At 38.4% G+C, this 16280-nt stretch carries 16 protein-coding genes and 2 tRNA genes; 11 read left to right on the top strand and 7 right to left on the bottom strand.

Annotated features, from left to right (window positions below; genetic code table 11):
- The first annotated feature begins 66 nt into the window (after positions 1 to 66).
- The 3 genes from HCJ30_RS13345 (at position 67) to HCJ30_RS13355 (ending at position 2854) form a co-directional block, all read left to right on the top strand.
- Positions 67 to 921 (top strand): LysR family transcriptional regulator, encoded by an 855-nt coding sequence (locus HCJ30_RS13345; protein WP_185392552.1) that lies wholly within the window; start codon positions 67 to 69, stop codon positions 919 to 921.
- Between the two features lie 68 nt (positions 922 to 989).
- Entirely contained in the window at positions 990 to 2006 is a 1017-nt protein-coding gene (locus HCJ30_RS13350; RefSeq protein WP_185392553.1) for a PTS sugar transporter subunit IIC, read from the top strand.
- Positions 2007 to 2119: 113 nt separating this feature from the next.
- Positions 2120 to 2854: a GntR family transcriptional regulator gene (locus tag HCJ30_RS13355; RefSeq protein WP_009925581.1), complete on the top strand. Its 735-nt coding sequence runs from the start codon at positions 2120 to 2122 to the stop codon at positions 2852 to 2854.
- A gap of 41 nt (positions 2855 to 2895) precedes the next feature.
- On the opposite strand, the gene HCJ30_RS13360 is transcribed toward HCJ30_RS13355, so the two are convergent.
- Positions 2896 to 4638 carry a class I mannose-6-phosphate isomerase gene (locus HCJ30_RS13360; protein WP_185392554.1) on the bottom strand — a complete coding sequence of 581 codons (1743 nt, stop codon included), beginning with the start codon at positions 4636 to 4638 and terminating at the stop codon, positions 2896 to 2898.
- A gap of 213 nt (positions 4639 to 4851) precedes the next feature.
- Between HCJ30_RS13360 and HCJ30_RS13365 the strand changes: the two genes are divergently transcribed.
- Positions 4852 to 5517 (top strand): GntR family transcriptional regulator, encoded by a 666-nt coding sequence (locus HCJ30_RS13365; protein WP_185392555.1) that lies wholly within the window; start codon positions 4852 to 4854, stop codon positions 5515 to 5517.
- 591 nt (positions 5518 to 6108) lie between these two features.
- Here the strand turns inward: HCJ30_RS13365 and HCJ30_RS13370 are convergent.
- Genes HCJ30_RS13370 through HCJ30_RS13380 form a run of 3 tightly spaced genes read right to left on the bottom strand, consistent with a single transcriptional unit; the run spans position 6109 to position 8731 of the window.
- Positions 6109 to 6582 carry a GNAT family N-acetyltransferase gene (locus tag HCJ30_RS13370; RefSeq protein ID WP_185392556.1) on the bottom strand — a complete coding sequence of 158 codons (474 nt, stop codon included), beginning with the start codon at positions 6580 to 6582 and terminating at the stop codon, positions 6109 to 6111.
- An 18-nt stretch (positions 6583 to 6600) separates the two neighbouring features.
- Positions 6601 to 7836, bottom strand: a complete 1236-nt coding sequence (locus HCJ30_RS13375; protein WP_185392557.1) for an ABC transporter permease — start codon at positions 7834 to 7836, stop codon at positions 6601 to 6603.
- On the bottom strand, positions 7829 to 8731 hold the full coding sequence (locus HCJ30_RS13380; RefSeq protein ID WP_185392558.1) for an ABC transporter ATP-binding protein: 903 nt from the start codon (positions 8729 to 8731) through the stop codon (positions 7829 to 7831). Before HCJ30_RS13380 ends, HCJ30_RS13375 begins: the two co-directional genes overlap by 8 nt.
- Positions 8732 to 8925: 194 nt before the next feature.
- Here HCJ30_RS13380 and HCJ30_RS13385 point away from each other — a divergent pair, with 194 nt between their 5' ends.
- From HCJ30_RS13385 to HCJ30_RS13410, 6 genes are read left to right on the top strand one after another with little or no spacing between them, the layout of a single operon-like run.
- Positions 8926 to 10383 (top strand): BglG family transcription antiterminator, encoded by a 1458-nt coding sequence (locus HCJ30_RS13385; RefSeq protein WP_185392559.1) that lies wholly within the window; start codon positions 8926 to 8928, stop codon positions 10381 to 10383.
- Positions 10384 to 10394: 11 nt separating this feature from the next.
- Positions 10395 to 10868 (top strand): PTS sugar transporter subunit IIA, encoded by a 474-nt coding sequence (locus HCJ30_RS13390; RefSeq protein WP_185392560.1) that lies wholly within the window; start codon positions 10395 to 10397, stop codon positions 10866 to 10868.
- A gap of 12 nt (positions 10869 to 10880) precedes the next feature.
- Positions 10881 to 11192, top strand: a complete 312-nt coding sequence (locus HCJ30_RS13395; RefSeq protein ID WP_185392561.1) for a PTS fructose transporter subunit IIB — start codon at positions 10881 to 10883, stop codon at positions 11190 to 11192.
- A 16-nt stretch (positions 11193 to 11208) separates the two neighbouring features.
- The gene (locus HCJ30_RS13400; protein WP_185392584.1) at positions 11209 to 12303 is read left to right on the top strand and encodes a PTS fructose transporter subunit IIC; all 1095 of its coding nucleotides are present in this window, start codon (positions 11209 to 11211) and stop codon (positions 12301 to 12303) included.
- Positions 12304 to 12321: 18 nt separating this feature from the next.
- Positions 12322 to 13176 (top strand): class II fructose-bisphosphate aldolase, encoded by an 855-nt coding sequence (locus tag HCJ30_RS13405; RefSeq protein WP_185392562.1) that lies wholly within the window; start codon positions 12322 to 12324, stop codon positions 13174 to 13176.
- A gap of 16 nt (positions 13177 to 13192) precedes the next feature.
- Positions 13193 to 14092: a ketose-bisphosphate aldolase gene (locus HCJ30_RS13410; RefSeq protein WP_185392563.1), complete on the top strand. Its 900-nt coding sequence runs from the start codon at positions 13193 to 13195 to the stop codon at positions 14090 to 14092.
- Positions 14093 to 14120: 28 nt separating this feature from the next.
- Here the strand turns inward: HCJ30_RS13410 and HCJ30_RS13415 are convergent, their stop codons facing one another.
- Positions 14121 to 14822 carry a Crp/Fnr family transcriptional regulator gene (locus HCJ30_RS13415; RefSeq protein WP_185392564.1) on the bottom strand — a complete coding sequence of 234 codons (702 nt, stop codon included), beginning with the start codon at positions 14820 to 14822 and terminating at the stop codon, positions 14121 to 14123.
- Between the two features lie 478 nt (positions 14823 to 15300).
- Here HCJ30_RS13415 and HCJ30_RS13420 point away from each other — a divergent pair, with 478 nt between their 5' ends.
- Complete coding sequence (locus tag HCJ30_RS13420) at positions 15301 to 16002, top strand: Crp/Fnr family transcriptional regulator (RefSeq protein WP_185392565.1); 702 nt, start codon at positions 15301 to 15303, stop codon at positions 16000 to 16002.
- A 117-nt stretch (positions 16003 to 16119) separates the two neighbouring features.
- On the opposite strand, the gene HCJ30_RS13425 is transcribed toward HCJ30_RS13420, so the two are convergent.
- Both HCJ30_RS13425 and HCJ30_RS13430 read right to left on the bottom strand, forming a co-directional pair.
- A tRNA-Lys gene (locus HCJ30_RS13425) sits at positions 16120 to 16192 on the bottom strand.
- Positions 16193 to 16201: 9 nt separating this feature from the next.
- Positions 16202 to 16273: transfer RNA gene (locus HCJ30_RS13430), tRNA-Gln, on the bottom strand.
- Between the last annotated feature and the right edge of the window lie 7 nt (positions 16274 to 16280).

Below are 16280 nucleotides of genomic sequence, written 5' to 3' on the forward strand. Positions count from 1 at the left end.
TGATTTTATTAGTAAAATTTATATTAATTATATTATTGATAAGAAATTTTTATGGAGGGGTTTCAAATGGATGAGGCTTTAAGAACGTATATCCGTGTGGTGGAATTGCAGAGTTTTACAAAAGCAGCTGAAGAATTACACATTTCTCAACCGGCAGTATCTTTGCAATTAAAGAAGTTAGAAGAGACTTACGAAACGGAGCTTATATACCGGCAAGCGAAAAAGTTTATTTTAACAGCTACGGGAGAAATGCTCTACCACCGGGCAAAACAATTAGAAGGTTTGTATAAACAAGTGGAGGATGAAATTAGTTTGTATCACCACCATTTAAAAGGGCGATTGCGGATTGGTGCAAGTTTTACGATAGGGGAGTATTATTTGCCGGCGCTGATTACAAAATTTCATGCGCGTTATCCAGATATTACCATCGAGTTAATTGTTGAAAATACAGCTAAAATTGCCGATAAAGTCGAACTACTTCAAGTGGATACGGGGCTTATCGAGGGGCAAGTGAGCAAGAAAGATTTGGCGATAAGTGCTTTTGCGAATGACGAAATGTGCATTGTTGGACGGGCAGATGGTTCACTTGCAGAAATCGAGCAAGGCGCTACTTGGATTGCGCGAGAAGAAGGTTCCGGAACGCGTGAATATTTGGATCATGTATTGAGTACAAGTGGCTGGAATGTTACTGAAAAAGTTGTTGCTTGGAGCAATATGGCGGTCAAACAAATGGTGCTTGAAGGCATGGGGTATACGGTTATTTCAAGATGTGTCGTTAAAACAGAAATTGCAGAAGGGAAATTACGCGTTTTTAATGAGGCCGGCAGCTTGATGCGTAAATTTTCAGTATTGAAAAATAAACAAAGACTGGAAAATCGGATTGCGGAAACCTTTTTAACATTTTTAAAGGAAAATCAGTAAATAAAACTAGCTTTTTAACAGGGGAGTGATTACAATGAGGAAGAATACATTTTAGAAGGGGAGAAGTAATGAAAGAATATTTTATAGATCGTTCCTATAAGGCTTCTATGGGGATTGCGAATGCGGTTCTTGTAACGCTGGGGATTGGGCTTCTTTTGCAAACAATTGGGCAGATGACAGGGATTTCGTTTCTTGTAACGGTTGGCGCGATTGGCAAGACGATGCTTATTCCGGGAATTGGTGTTGGTATTGCAATGTGTTTGCACGCGAATACGCTTGTGACGATAAGTGCGGCTGCATCTGCTGTTATTGGAGGCGGGGCGGTAGTGACTTTGGCTGGTGGTGGCGTTGGTATTACTAGCGGAGAGCCGGTTGGTGCTATTTTGGCCGTTATTGTGGCGGTTTGGACTGGGAAACGGGTTACTGGCAAGACGAAATTTGATATGATTTTAATTCCAGGTGTTTCACTTTTGGCAGGCGGACTGAGTGGTATTTTATTTGCAAAAATTATGGCACCGATTTTAGCTTCTGTAAGTCTTGGGATTAGTTCATTAATTGGTGGTTCGCCGCTGATTTCATCGATGGTTATTGCTTTTGTGTTTGGATTACTTATTCTTAGTCCGGCTTCATCTGCTGCGCTCGCGATTGCGCTTCAACTTGATCCAACAGCAAGTGCTGCGGCATTGATTGGTTGCTCGGTACAATTCGTGTCATTCGCGGTGTTAAGTTATCGGGATAATAACTGGGGTGCGTTTTTTGCCCAACTTATCTGTACGCCGAAATTACAAACACCTAATATTATTAGAAAACCTAGTTTAATGTTAGTACCGTTACTGACGACGCTGATTGCTGGACCTCTTGGCGTGATGGTATTTCATATTCAAGCCGCTAGTGAAGTTGCAGGTCTCGGCTTATGCGCCTTTGTTGCACCACTTTATTTAATAGCAAATTACGGATTCAGCACACTTGCTGCTTTTATTTTGGTAGCAGTTGTCTTGCCAGGTGTTATTGCACTTATTGTCAGACCAATTCTACTTAAAAAGGAACGCCTCAAAACAGGTGATTTAACGATTGAATTGCAGTAGAACAGTATAAAAGTAGGGCTTTTAGGCTCTACTTTTTATATTGGAATTTTAGATAAGCTTATGCTATGATTTATTGTGATGACAATAATACAATTAGAGAGGGAAGACTAAAAATGGTTAGAAAGTTGAATAAGATGAATGACGCGTCCCCACTCTATGCACAAATAGCGGATGATTTACGCGGGAAAATTCAATCAGAAATTTGGCAAGCCGGGGATAAAATTCCACCCGAGCTTGATTTATGTGAGCTATACAATGTCAGCAGAATTACCGTACGAAAAGCAATAGATGAGCTCGTTCGCGAAAATTTGCTATATAGAGAACGCGCGAAAGGAACCTTTGTGCGCGACTGGGAAGAACCAGAAGATGAGCATTTTACGTTAGTGCGTAGTTTTACGAATGAAATGAAAGAACTTGGGAAAAAAGCGGCGACATTGCATGCAGAAGTTGAAGTAATACAAGCGGATAAAAAAATTGCGATGCAGCTGGGGTTAACCGTTGGGGATAAAGTTTTACAAATTAAACGTTTGCGCGGAACAGCAGATCTTGCTTTTGCTCTTTTTGTTAGTGTGATACCGTTTAACCAAGATTATTCGCTTAAAGCAGAAGATTATTACGGTTCTTTTTATGAATATTTGAAAGGATTTGGTATTGTCGTTAATCAAGAGAAGGAATATATCGAAGCGATGTTGCCCAACCGTGAAGTTCAGGATGCTCTTGCAATCGATAAACAGGAGCCAATTTTAAAAAGAGTACGGATGACGAAACAAAAAGAAAGTGATTTTAGAGAATACAGCGAATGCTTTTATGTAGGAAAGCATTATCGATATTATATTGATTTTGAATAAAAAGAAGCCTATCAACATTTGAATTGATAGGCTTCTTATTTCTATAGATTACGTACAAATGCTTGAATAACAGCAACTTCTTCACGATCGCTTGTATTTCTAATTTGATAAGTTCCAATAATCGCAGGAACGATAAATGTTTCTCCGTAATGTACTTCAAATGGTGCAAAGGAGTCATCGATACTTTCAACCATAGCGCTTGTTCCTTCTACCAAATTGAGCATATTGACACTTTCATTTGTGTGGACGGTAACTGTTTCTTTAAACCAGTGGCGGTGGGTTTCGATAAATTCTAATTCATGCAAACCAGTGCGCTCTACTTTTGAAGTATTATCTTCGTGTAAAGTTTCAAATTGGTTTATTAAATTCTCTTTTACCCAGTTTGTGTCGCGGTCAAGTTGTAAGTTTTCTTTGCCGTGCGCTAAATGAACGGGGCGGGGCATGCCGTCGAGGCCTGTTCGTTCCCAGTCCCACAGTTTAAACGTGAAAATATAAGGAGTTGCGCTAATTTCTAAAACAACGGTGCTTGGGCCGCCGCAATGAATTGTTCCAGCAGGGATTAAGATGTGGTCGTGTTTTTTTACAGGGAAAACGTTAATATATTTTTCATCAGGAAAACGGTAATTTCCTTCAGCGGCTTTTTCTAAATCGGTCATAATCGCTTCTTTTGTTGTGCCTTCTTTTGTTCCAAGGTAAACAGTGGAATCGTTATCTGCTTCTAAAATATAGTAACTTTCATCTTGTGTATAATGAATGCCGAACTTATCTTGCGCATATTCTACTAAAGGATGGACTTGCAGACTCAAATTGCCCCCGCCAACAGTATCGAGATAGTCGAAACGAATCGGGAATTCTGTACCGAAACGACTATGCACTTTTGGTCCAAGCAATTCATTTGGAAAATGGTTGACTACGTTGGTGGAAGGGACTTCAATTCGAATATCTCCAAAACGCATATATAGACTATTTTCTTCGGGAACGCCGTCAAATGCCCAACCGTAATTGTCGGCAGCTGGATCAAGTCCAAAATTATGTTTCATCCACTGGCCGCCCCAAACACTTGCATCGAAGTAAGGGACTACTCTAAATGGGGCTTTGGAAACTTGTTTTAAGCCATTTCGATAATCTTCTCCGCGTACCATTTTGGGTTCATTTTTTTTATTTGTATCAAGTAAGAAGTCTACTTGTTGATAGAGTTTTTTCTTTTGACGATCAGCCATACGCCATTCAAAGAAATAGCCACGTTTAAATTTACGAAGTGCATCTTCATCTGTATTGTTTGCTTTCCAATTAGGCTTATTCTCTCCGCGGTAACGGCACTGGATTTCCCAACGTGCTAAATCGGCATAAATTAGGATGTCAGGGTTTGGAGCTATTACGGTTGCTCCCGTTCCATAAACAATGGTGAGTCCTTTACTAGCAGCAATTTCAGCTTGGATTTTTGCGAGTTTTTCTTTTGGATAAAATTCGCTCACTTCATAATGGGACATAATACCAAACACCCGGTCATCTGTTAAATGAGCTTGAATCATTCTGGTAACTTCTTCATTATTTAATGCCCATTCATCCGCGAAGATAGCGTTCTCGACGGGTAATAACGGTAGTAGTTCGGAAGCAATTTCTTCATTTCTCGTTCCTGGATAGCATTCAATGGCAATAATCAATTTTTCTTGTTTCTTTTTTTCAATGGCAGCTCGTAACTCCGCAGCAATATCTTTGTAACCCGCCCAAGCACCATCAAATTGGTGGATATTCACTTCGGGTGCTAAATCGTACGTGGTCAAAACGATCACTCCTTGTTTATATTGTTATTACAATATAAATATAACATTGTAAATCTCATTTGTCATTACAATCTATTGTCTATTTTTGTTATAACAATACAAGGGCTTTTGTAACGTAATGGACACATTTTTTTAGGAAAAGCCATATCTATATGAAATTTTTTCGTGTAAAATATAACATTGAAAGCAATAAAATTTAAAGAGGTTCAAATTATGGAAAAAAGTGGATTTGTTGCAGATCCGATTTACGGAGAAATCAAGAATGAGATAATGGCTAACACTTTGGAAAGTGGCGAGAAAGTGGATATAGACGACATCATGAAACGATTTCAGGTCAGCAAACGAGTAGCTTTTAGTGCGCTTCATTGTTTACATAAAAGTGGTATATTATGCAAAAACAGCGGAGGAAATGGTTTTTCAGTTGCAGTGAATAGTGAAGCCCAGCATCGCGAAAAATCACGAGTAAAGTTAGCTTTTTTTCATCTGAATTATGCGGTACAGAAACTACAAGAACAAGACGCAGAAATTTGCGCAACATGCCTTCGTAAAGAGCTAGTATATATCAAACTGGCTGTTGCGGAACAAGATACAGATGTATTTATTAATCATGTGAAAAACTTTTATGCTTGTATGATTCACTATACTGAAATGCCGGCGATGGAGAAAAATATCGATATTCTTAGCCAAACGCTGCGAAATATGAAAAACATGAATGAAAAGCCGCTTTTTGAAGATTTTACGATGGACGTGACAGAGACCTTAGAGGAATTAGTGACACATCTAGAAGCAAAAGAATTTGAAAAATGCCACTTGGTCATTCAAAGATTTTACGATAAAAATATTTCAATCTTTTTTTCAGAATCAAAAAACCCCGTATGACAATTTTCGTCACGCGAGGTTTTTCTTTTCGGATGAGCTTGTCTTGCCACTCATCTGATGGGCCGGACCATGTCTGGATGTTTCTGAATAAACATACAACAATCGGAAAACGGTGAGGCATTTTCAAACAAGTAGGCGAATTACTTGTCTTGCTACTTACTTCTCAAGATATTCTAACTTACGAATAAATGAGCGCCCGTAACTTGCTTAAATAGTGGCCATGAATGATACGATACTTTATTCGCTTATTTACCAATGTAGTGAGGCTAATAATATTGATAAACGAGCGACGTAACGAAATTCCGTCTTCCTACAACTAAGTTAGCGTAAAGTCCTTGACGCGGCGTATACTCCTCGCCTTCCTCCTGTCAGCTAACCGTAGCTGTTTGACACTTACAATCCTTCACCAGACGTTTTGCCGGCATATGACAAAGCTGAGAAAAAAATCAGCTTGTACACCAAGTTTTTGTCATTCGCATCACCTTTTATTTGTTCGTTGTACTCTATATATAACCGTTCTAAAAAAATGTAAACGCTTTATCCATAAAATGATTATAAAGTCATAGTTTGGATTTTAGGACAGGCCTTTTGTCAGAGGAAATAAGCCATTAAAATATCATCGACAAATTCACCTTGAATAATAAATTCTTTTTCGAGCAAGCCTTCTTGTTTAAAGCCATTTTTTTCATAAAAGTGAATTGCTTTTTGATTAATTGATAGAACGCGTAAGGAGATTTTAATGTAGCCTTTTTCGCGAGCAACTTCTTTCATTTTGTCCATTAAAAGTTGACCGATACCGGCACGCTGGAAGTCAGGATGGACAGCGATATCGATTTCTACTACGTGTTTATTGGACGCGAGTGGGATAGGCGACTTATAGCCAAGAATCCCAACGACTTTATCCTCCGTTACGACAACTATTTTGGAACCAGGAGGGCATTTAAGTAAAAAGTCTGCCTCACTATCAAAATGAATATTGCCGGGTGTTGTTCCCGGCGTCCAAACTAAATGTTCTAATTCAATCATAGAAGCAGCATCTTCGCGCTTAGATAGTCTAATTTGCATAAAATTTACCAACTTTCTTTATTTTCTTTTTGCATAGGATAGCGAGGTTTTCCATGTTTTCCACAAGCCGTCGTTGCTGTATAGCAGGACATTCCCTTGATAAAGGCGGACTGTGAGGAAAAAGGCGCCGATAACGCTCGCAAGTAAAATGGCGAGTGAACTAAAGATACCAATAGTTGAAACGGATAATAAGTCCATTCGCGCTAGCATCATCATTGGTGAGAAGGTCGGAATATACGAACCAATGATAACAAGCATATTGTCTGGTGCATTAGCTGCTGCAATCGATCCCCAGTAGCCGATAATAGCGAGAATCGTCATCGGATAAATAAACTGCGCAACGGTTTCGACATTTGGGACCATCGAACCAATCATTGCTGCGAGTAAAATATATAACAATAAACCTAGAATAACAAATAGTAAATTTAGCACAAGGTAATATGCTGGGAAAACGGCAATTTGATCTAATACATTTTGAACCATTTCGGTGTTGCGACCAGCAATCAGAACGACCGCACCACAAATGACATAAAAACCAATTTGCGTCAGAAGCATGAAAATAATCGCTGTTAATTTGGCGAATAAATGTGTTGTTGCTGAAACGCTGGATAAAATAACTTCCATAATGCGTGTGCCTTTTTCTGTAGCGATTTCCGATGCAACAATGTTTGCGTAACTCATGACGAAAATGAAAATAACTAGTGTTAAAACGAGTACGGCTGCACTCATAACATCTTTTTCATGGTTAGTGAGCTGGTTGTTGGACTCTAAATCATTGGTTACTGAAACTGGAGAGGTAATCGACTGCAATTGCTCATTGGTGATTTTATAGGCAGCGGCCTTTTCGGCGATTTTGGTAGCTGTAAGATCTTCTGTTAAACGCGTAATTACGTCTTGTCCAGCTGTTTCTTGGGTTGTATAAACCGCGCCAACTGTATCATTTTCTTGCGTAATTGTGACAAATCCGTCTATTTTACCGTTTTTCAAAGCGGACTGGGCGGCTTTTTTGTCGTTGATGTCTGTATTTACGTTGAAATGGTTTTTGTCCGCAGCTAAGGCTTTGGCAAAAACTGGATCATCAGACAGCACCACGATTTTCGTGACGTCGCTAGTAGAATCAAAGTAATCCACCATTTTCGGAATGCCCGCGATGAGTGCGGCGATTAAAACGGGAAATAATAGCGAAATTAAAAATGATTTGGTTTTCACACGTCTTTTATAAACTTGCTTCGTTATCACCCAAAATTTACTCATGCGACTCACCAGCCTTCCATTTGAAAATTTCTTCAAGCGTTGGAGCTTGGAGGCTGAATGTCTGGATGAAACCATCTTTTGTCACATAGTCAAAAATTTTCTCGGCATCTGCTTCATTTGCGATTTCAAGTTGAAGAACGCCATCACGATGCTTCTCTACATGTAATACTTCTGGTAAAGCAGCTAGTTCCTCCGCGGTATGCTTGGATTCAATCAAAATCCGTTTGCGGCCGAATACTGATTTTACAGATTCCGTCGTCCCTTGAAGCACGACATTTCCTTTTTTCAACATTAAAAGGGAATCACAAAGCTCCTCGACATTTTCCATACGATGGCTGGAGAAAATAATCGCCGCTCCAGAGGCACGTAAATCAAAGACAAATTTCTTCAAAATCTCTGCATTAACAGGATCGAGTCCGCTAAATGGTTCATCTAAAATAACTAGTTTAGGTTGGTGGATAATTGTGCTTAAAAGCTGGATTTTCTGTTGATTTCCTTTGGATAGCGTTTTAATTAAGTCTGTTTTTTTGCCGACAATTTCGGCGCGTTCAAGCCAATCATCTATTTCTGCTTTGATTTTTTGTTTTGGATATCCTTTTAATTCAGCAAAAAATATCAGTTGGTCTTCAATCGTCACATTCGGATATAAACCGCGCTCTTCAGGCAAATAGCCGATAATGTTTGGATCAATTTTACTTACTTCTTTGCCGTTCCAAGTGATTTTCCCAGAAGTAGCTTCTAAAAAATGCAAAATAAGTCGAAAAGTAGTTGTTTTACCAGCGCCATTTTGTCCGATTAATCCGAGTATTTTCCCTGGTTCTACTCGAAACGATACATCATTAACCGCGACTTTAGTTCCAAAATTTTTCGTAACATTATGTAGTTCAAGCGTCACAAGAGCACCCCTTTCTAAATTCTTCCCTTTTTTATTATACGGTTTTACAGCGGGATTGTCTTGTTGGAAGTAAATCGACGCAACAATTGTTTTTTCACAAACTTTGCCAAAAAATTGTCTAGTGTAGTGGACATAACTTAGTGTAACCGTTTTCTTTTATTTGTGTATAATAGAGCGTAGAGGGAGGTGATGAAATGCTTCTTACCCAAACGGAGCGTGCATTAATTAACTTGTTCTTAACGAAAAACGATTTTTTGACAGCAAAGCAACTAGCTGAAATTCTTGACGTTTCCTCTAAAACCATTTACCGCAAGATTAAAAACATCAATGCCACGACAGAAGAAAAAGATATCATTATATCTGAAAAAGGGCGTGGTTTTAAACTAGATTACAAGGCATATATTCAAGCGAAGTTAGAAACAACAAGCGATATTTTCGGTTATACACCAACAGAAAGACGAGAAAAAATTTTACTCCAAGTGCTATTTAAGTCTCCTAAATATTTAGATGTAACGGCGCTATATGAAGATTATTATGTTGGCTATAATTCAATCAAAAACGATTTTGCCCTTTTAAATCAATCTATCGAGAAATATGATTTAGCTCTTGAGAAACGGCAAAAAGAAATCCGGGTTGTTGGTACAGAAGAACACATTCGCACCGCAATTAATGAAGTGATTAATAACATTGATTTATCAAGCTACGATGATTTGAAAACGGAATATAGCGACCTTAATAAAGCCGATGTTCAGTTTATTGTTAGGCAGATGGAAATGATTGAAAGCAAACTGCGGATTAACATTCCGTATCCATACGATATTAATATTTTTTCGCATCTGTATATTTTAATCAATCGGTTTCGCCAAGGAGTAGTGGAAGATTTTAACGAAAGTGATGACGCTTATATTGTGACGAATGAAAAACTGCATACGATTGCAGTAGAAGCCATTGAAGCAATCGAACGATATTTAAAAATGACATTACCAAAGCGGGAAATCTTTCATTTTTTACAATATTTGATTTCGTCTCGTTTTAATCATGAAATCGAATTAGTTCCGAGCAATGTTTTACCTATCGTGGAGGAAATGACTGATTTTTATATCGATCAAGTGGCTGCTAAAATCAATATGCCGATTAATAAAAAACAACTGAAAATCGAATTGCTCAGCCATATGAAGCCGATGGTTAACCGAATGAATCATCAAATTAATATTAAAAACAACTTGTTAAGCGATATTAAATTAGAATACGGCAAGTTGTTTGAAATCATCAAAGCAACAGCCCGCGATGTGGCGAAAACCTTTAAGTTGAATACGATATCAGATGATGAAGTTGGCTATATCACAATATATTTCGCAAAGCACATGGAAGCGTCCCCGTTAGTTAAGCGAATTATTATCATGTGTTCAAGCGGCATTGGAACGTCCGAACTTTTAAAAGTAAAGGTTCAAAAAGCTTTTCCTGATGTCGAGATAGTAGACGTTTTATCATCCACTAGATACAAAAATAGCTTGCAAGACTATCAGAATATTGATTTTATTCTAACAACTATTCATGCGGAAAGTAACAAGGAAATCCCGTCGCTGCTCGTTAGTGCGATGTTTACAGAAAAAGACAAAATGATGGTGAAAAAATTGATGGAAACTTTATAGGAGGCGAACCCATGGATATCCAAGAATTAGATATTAGCAAAGTAATAAGTCCGGCGCTTGTCGATTTAGACTTAGTAGCAACGACGAAATTAGAAGTAATTGAAGAATTAACCGATTTACTTGTTGAAACTGGTGCTGTAGCAGATAGAGAGACTTTTATAGCGGATGTATTGTATCGCGAAGAAGAAGGGAAAACGGGACTCGGTGAAGGTGTCGCTATTCCACATGGTAAATCAGCTAGCGTCACGAATACATCGATTGCCGTTGGACGAACGAGGAAACCGGTAGAGTGGGAGTCACTTGATGAAAAGCCAGTTAATATTATTATTCTTTTCGCTGTAAAAAATTCAGATGCTACGACAACACATATCAAGTTACTCCAAAAAGTAGCGATTTTACTCGCTGATGATGAGGTGATTGGCCAATTTCAAACTGTGCAGACAAAAGAAGACTTTATTAAATTGTTAGCTAAAAATCAGGATTAGGAGGAGCTTGGGATGAATATTATTGGAATTGCAGCTTGTACATCGGGAATCGCACATACTTATATCGCCAAGGAAAAACTAACCAAAGCCGGCATTGCGCTTGGACATTCCATCCATATTGAGACACAAGGAACAATTGGAATTGAAGACGAACTTTCCGCAGAACAAGTGAAAAATGCCGATGTGGTGATTATTGCAGCCGATATTAAAATCAGTGGAAAAGACCGTTTTAAAGGGAAACGTGTGGTTGAAATTCCGACTGATTTAGCAATTAAAGCACCAAAACAAATTATCAATAAAATAGACAACGAAATAAATAACTAGGGAGTGAATCGGTATGATGAAAAAACTGCAAATCAAAAAACATGCACTTACAGCGATTTCGTATATGTTACCGTTAGTTGTTGCCTCGGGGTTACTTATTGCCATTGGAAATTTAACAAGTGGACAGGTTATTGAAAATTATAAAGCACCTTATTCTATTCCAGATGCGCTCGTTTCTCTCGGTGTTCTCGGAATGGGCTTACTTGCGCCAGTTATTGCCGGGGCGATTGCCTATTCGATAGCAGATAGACCCGGGATTGCGCCAGGGCTCCTCATGGGGCTCATCGCCAATTCCATCGGTGCTGGTTTCTTAGGTGGGATGCTTGGCGGGTACTTAGTTGGTTATTTTATCCTTATTCTTGTTAAATATGTCAAAGTGCCAAAATGGGCGCAAGGTTTAATGCCGATGATGATTATTCCGCTTATTAGTAGTTTGGTTATCGGGCTCTTGATGTATTTTGTTGTCGGGGTTCCGATCGTTTGGGCAACAGAGGCGATGACGAGTTTCTTACAAGGCATGCAAGGAAGTATGCGATTTGTGTTTGGCGCTATACTCGGTGCTATGGCTGCCTTTGACTTTGGTGGACCTGTGAATAAAGTAGCTTCTTTATTTGCCGATGGATTACTTTTAGAAGGCGTCAAAGAACCAGAAGCTGTGAAAATTCTAGCCTCGATGGTACCGCCATTTGGAGTTACACTTTCATGGGTAGTCTCCAAGCTGATTAAAAAGAAAAAATATACCAAATCAGAAGAAGACAATATCAAAATCGCTTTTCCAATGGGAATTTGCATGATTACAGAAGGCGTTATCCCGATTGCAGCAGTCGATCCGATTCGCGTAATTATTTCTTGTACACTTGGAGCCGCGGTTGGCGGTGGACTAAGTATGACGTGGGGAATTGGTTCGCCCGTCCCATCAGGCGGAATGTTTATCGTCCCAGCGATGAATGAACCATTTTTATTCTGCTTGGCGCTACTGATTGGAACGTGTGTCACGGCAGCGATGTTGCTTATCCTGAAACGCGAGCCAACCGAGGAAGAAGAACGCATTGCAGATCAAGGGTTAGAAGAAGAAGAGGAAGTCGATTTGTCTGGAATTAAAATTTCATAAGGCGAGGAGATAAGGCAAATGTACGTTTCGATGAAAGGAATGTTAGCACGCGCGAACAAGGAGCGTTATGCGGTAATGGCGATTAATTGTTTTAATTTGGAGACAGCAAGAGCGGTTATTGATGCAGCGCAAGAACTTCGGGCACCAATCATCATAGATTTACTTCAAGATCATTTAACAAGTCACCTTGGAAGTCGATTTTTAACACAGCCGATTATAAAAATGGCAGAAGAAGCAAGCGTGGAAGTAGCGATTAATTTAGATCACGGGCAAGATGTGGCAATAGTAAAGCAATGTTTAGCAGACGGTTTTTCAAGTGTAATGATGGATGCGTCCAGTTATCCATATAAAGAAAACGTTGCAATTACGAAAAAAATGGTCGAGTTTGCGGAGGCTTTTAATGCGAGCGTCGAGGCGGAAGTTGGTAATATTGGCGCGGTGATGGGGGATAATTATACGAACCAAGACATGTACACCAATCCCAAAGTGGCAATTGATTTTGCAAAACGAACGGGAATCGACGCATTAGCTATTTCATATGGTTCTTCCCACGGCGATTATCCAGAAGGTTTTACGCCAGCTTTTCAATTTGATATTGTGCGCGAAATTAAAGCTGCAACAAACATGCCGCTCGTTTTGCACGGTGGATCTGGTTGCGGGGCGGAAAATATCCGCGAATCCGTTCGACTTGGCATTAATAAAATCAATGTCGGCTCAGATTTTATGAAAGCGCAAGCCAATAAAATAAAAACGACATTACAAGAAAACCCAGCGATTAACTATGTCGACCTCATTCATGAAACAATAAAGGCTGGCAAAGAAGCTGTGCAGTATTATATTCAACTATCCGGTTCAACCGGAAAATCACTTTAAAAGGAGAAATGTAAACATGTTAGTAAATATGAAGCAATTATTAGAAGTAGCCAAAGAGAATAAATTCGCGGTAGGAGCATTTAATGTTGCAGACAGTAACTTTTTACGCGTAGTAGTAGAAGAAGCCGAAAAAAATAATGCTCCAGCAATTATCGCCGTGCATCCAACAGAATTAGATTTTACAAAAGATGATTTTTTCCAATATGTTCTTGCGAGAATTAAAAATAGCCCGGTTCCATTTGTGCTTCACTTAGATCACGGCGATAATATGGCTGACGTGATGCGAGCGGTGCGTTGCGGTTTTAGTTCCGTGATGATTGATGGGTCGTTATTACCTTTTGAAGAAAATATTCGAGTAACAAAAGAAGTCGTTGATGTTTGTCATAAGCTGGGCGTTTCGGTTGAAGGCGAGCTTGGGACTATCGGAAAAACGGGAAATAGCATTGAAGGCGGCGTCAGCGAGATTATTTATACAAAACCTGAAGAAGCGGAAGAATATATTAGCCGTACGGGTGTAGATACGCTAGCAGTAGCGATTGGAACAGCTCACGGTATTTATCCGAAAGACAAAGAGCCCAAACTAAGACTGGATATTTTAAAAGAAATACAAGCTTTGGTAAATATCCCTCTCGTGCTTCATGGCGGTTCTGCAAATCCAGATGCCGAAATTGCTGCAGCAGTCGAAATTGGCATTCAAAAAGTGAATATATCGAGCGATTATAAATACGCCTTTTATAAGAAATGTCGTGAAATCCTCAGCACAACAGAACTTTGGGATGCGAATGCAATTTACCCAGACTGCATTGATGCCGCAAAAGAAGTTGTGAAATATAAAATGGGATTATTTCAATCGATTGGTCAAGTGGAGAAATACCAACAAGCAAAAACACCAGCTTGGCGAAGTGAACTAATGTAACTTAAAAAACTAAGAGCGTAAATAGCTCTTAGTTTTTTTGTGCTTTTATAAGCGGGATATCTGTCTCAATTAATTGTTGAAGCTTCTGGACATCGTTAATGCGCCAGGGCTTTTTTTGTGATTCCAGAATTCCTTCTTCACGTAAATGTCCTAGCACTTTAGACGTGTAACTCTTAGAAGTATTAGCATGATCCGCAAGTATTTGATAGGTTAAAAATTCTGGAAGTTCTACTACTTTTTCAGAAATACGCAAACCAAACTCAATCAGCGTGTTTAAAGAATAATAAATACTTTCCCGAGAAGTCAGTTTCTCTTGATAAGCGATAGTATAAAATCTTCTCCTAGTTTCCGCTAATTGATGAAGCATAAGATAATTTCGCGGATCTTCAAACTCCATCATATTCTTAAAGAAACCAATATCAATTTTCCACCACACGACATCTGTGAGAGCAACCATCATCATGTGCTGAGGAATATCCTCGGTATAAACAGGCAAATAAGGAAACGCGCCTTTCGATAATATATAAGAAAAATCACGTGGCTCAAATGTTAATTTCATAAAACCTTCTTCTATTATATAGATATGTTTTCGTTGCTTAGTGGATGCGATAATCGTTTTTTGTGGGAGCCTTTCCTGTATACAGTGTTTATTAAAGCTCGGATTTTTCTTAAGTAGCATGAGTACATTATCTAATGAAGCAAATTGATCTAACGTTTCTTTTAAATACATACCGATTCCCCCTATGCCCTTTGATTCCCGCAAACTTAGAGCATAAAACTTATTCTCCCAGTAGAACATTTTTGCGAAAATATGAGCAAAGAAGAACAAAATCATGAATTAGAAACTTTCACAAATAGTACAAAATATCGCGATAATCAATAGAAAGTAGAAGCTTTGCTTCAAAAAAGGTACTAAGGAAGGTACCATTTTCACTTAAATAGTGTCCGAAAAAATTTTAATGAAAAGTTGGCGAAAGGTGGCTCAGCTTATAATAGAAGTATCAAAAGAAACTTACACAATAATTTATAATGTGAGTAAATTTCAATTGTGACAAAAAAGTCAAAAATAGTTAGGTAAAGTAGGAAGTTTTGTTTTTTTGTTGGGTTCCTTTTAAAAGTGTTTGGTAGTATCATCACTTGTAAGAAGCCACTCATCGCATTATAAAACTATTTGCTAATAACACAAAATAGAAATGAGATGACAATAAATGCAATCCGTATTTGAAGATTTGTATAGTAAAAAAATTTTGGAAGAAGAATTTGGTTATGCTAGCTTCTTGCAAACTTTAATCGATAACAAAATCCCTTATAAAAAAATAAAGATGCCGACCAACATGATTTTACTAACTGAAGATACGATAAATACCAAGGTTTATTTTATTGAAAAAGGGATTGTTTCATTAGAGAAGAATAAAAATGTAATAAGTTTTTTAGGTTCAAACCAAATTGTTGGATTAAATGATTATTTCATGGCCGAAGCAAATGTATATACGGCTAGAGTTATCGAAACAATTACAGCATATGAATTTGATAAAGAAGATATAATTTGCTCGATTATTGGGATGCAAGAGGGGTGGCTCTATTTATATCTTAATAATCGAAATCACGAAAATGTACTAATCGAAAAATGCAATCTAATGCGTGGTAATGGGGAAAGTCGCTTGAAAGATTCTTTAGAGCAATTGGGAATTTTTTTTGGTGTTGAAAAAGAAGGTATGCTTCGTATTCCGAAATGTTTCACACGAAAAATTATTGCTAACTATTCTAACCTGTCCGTACGTTCAGTCACACACCTATGCAGAAAGTTGATAGAATCAGGATTTTTAGCAGAAAATTCGAAGTCTTTTGTTTTGTTGAACAGATATGAAAGTCCGTGCGGAAGAATAAAGTCCACAGCAACAGCCCCTTAGCCATACTTAGAAAAAAGATAAACTATTTAGTAAAATGGTTTATTTTTTGCTTTATAAAGGAGAAAAGTAGGCATTAAAAAAACAAGCAAAGTAATTACTTTGCTTGTTCATTAAGGATGAGCCGTGCTGGGTTCGAACCAGCGACCCTCTGATTAAAAGTCAGATGCTCTACCAACTGAGCTAACGGCTCTAAATATGACTGGGCTAGCTGGATTCGAACCAGCGCATGACGGAATCAAAATCCGTTGCCTTACCGCTTGGCTATAGCCCAATAATAG

This window comes from Listeria cossartiae subsp. cossartiae (assembly GCF_014224155.1).
Classification (GTDB): domain Bacteria; phylum Bacillota; class Bacilli; order Lactobacillales; family Listeriaceae; genus Listeria; species Listeria cossartiae.

What these genes read in the sequence shown, in the direction of transcription:
- HCJ30_RS13365 (WP_185392555.1), top strand. Translation starts at nt 4,852, where the DNA reads ATGGAAAAAAGTGGATTTGTTGCAGATCCGATTTACGGAGAAATCAAG.
- HCJ30_RS13350 (WP_185392553.1), top strand. Translation starts at nt 990, where the DNA reads ATGAAAGAATATTTTATAGATCGTTCCTATAAGGCTTCTATGGGGATT.
- HCJ30_RS13385 (WP_185392559.1), top strand. Translation starts at nt 8,926, where the DNA reads ATGCTTCTTACCCAAACGGAGCGTGCATTAATTAACTTGTTCTTAACG.
- HCJ30_RS13410 (WP_185392563.1), top strand. Translation starts at nt 13,193, where the DNA reads ATGTTAGTAAATATGAAGCAATTATTAGAAGTAGCCAAAGAGAATAAA.
- HCJ30_RS13390 (WP_185392560.1), top strand. Translation starts at nt 10,395, where the DNA reads ATGGATATCCAAGAATTAGATATTAGCAAAGTAATAAGTCCGGCGCTT.
- HCJ30_RS13400 (WP_185392584.1), top strand. Translation starts at nt 11,209, where the DNA reads ATGAAAAAACTGCAAATCAAAAAACATGCACTTACAGCGATTTCGTAT.
- HCJ30_RS13355 (WP_009925581.1), top strand. Translation starts at nt 2,120, where the DNA reads ATGGTTAGAAAGTTGAATAAGATGAATGACGCGTCCCCACTCTATGCA.
- HCJ30_RS13345 (WP_185392552.1), top strand. Translation starts at nt 67, where the DNA reads ATGGATGAGGCTTTAAGAACGTATATCCGTGTGGTGGAATTGCAGAGT.
- HCJ30_RS13420 (WP_185392565.1), top strand. Translation starts at nt 15,301, where the DNA reads ATGCAATCCGTATTTGAAGATTTGTATAGTAAAAAAATTTTGGAAGAA.
- HCJ30_RS13395 (WP_185392561.1), top strand. Translation starts at nt 10,881, where the DNA reads ATGAATATTATTGGAATTGCAGCTTGTACATCGGGAATCGCACATACT.
- HCJ30_RS13375 (WP_185392557.1), bottom strand. Translation starts at nt 7,836, where the DNA reads ATGAGTAAATTTTGGGTGATAACGAAGCAAGTTTATAAAAGACGTGTG.
- HCJ30_RS13405 (WP_185392562.1), top strand. Translation starts at nt 12,322, where the DNA reads ATGTACGTTTCGATGAAAGGAATGTTAGCACGCGCGAACAAGGAGCGT.
- HCJ30_RS13370 (WP_185392556.1), bottom strand. Translation starts at nt 6,582, where the DNA reads ATGCAAATTAGACTATCTAAGCGCGAAGATGCTGCTTCTATGATTGAA.
- HCJ30_RS13415 (WP_185392564.1), bottom strand. Translation starts at nt 14,822, where the DNA reads ATGTATTTAAAAGAAACGTTAGATCAATTTGCTTCATTAGATAATGTA.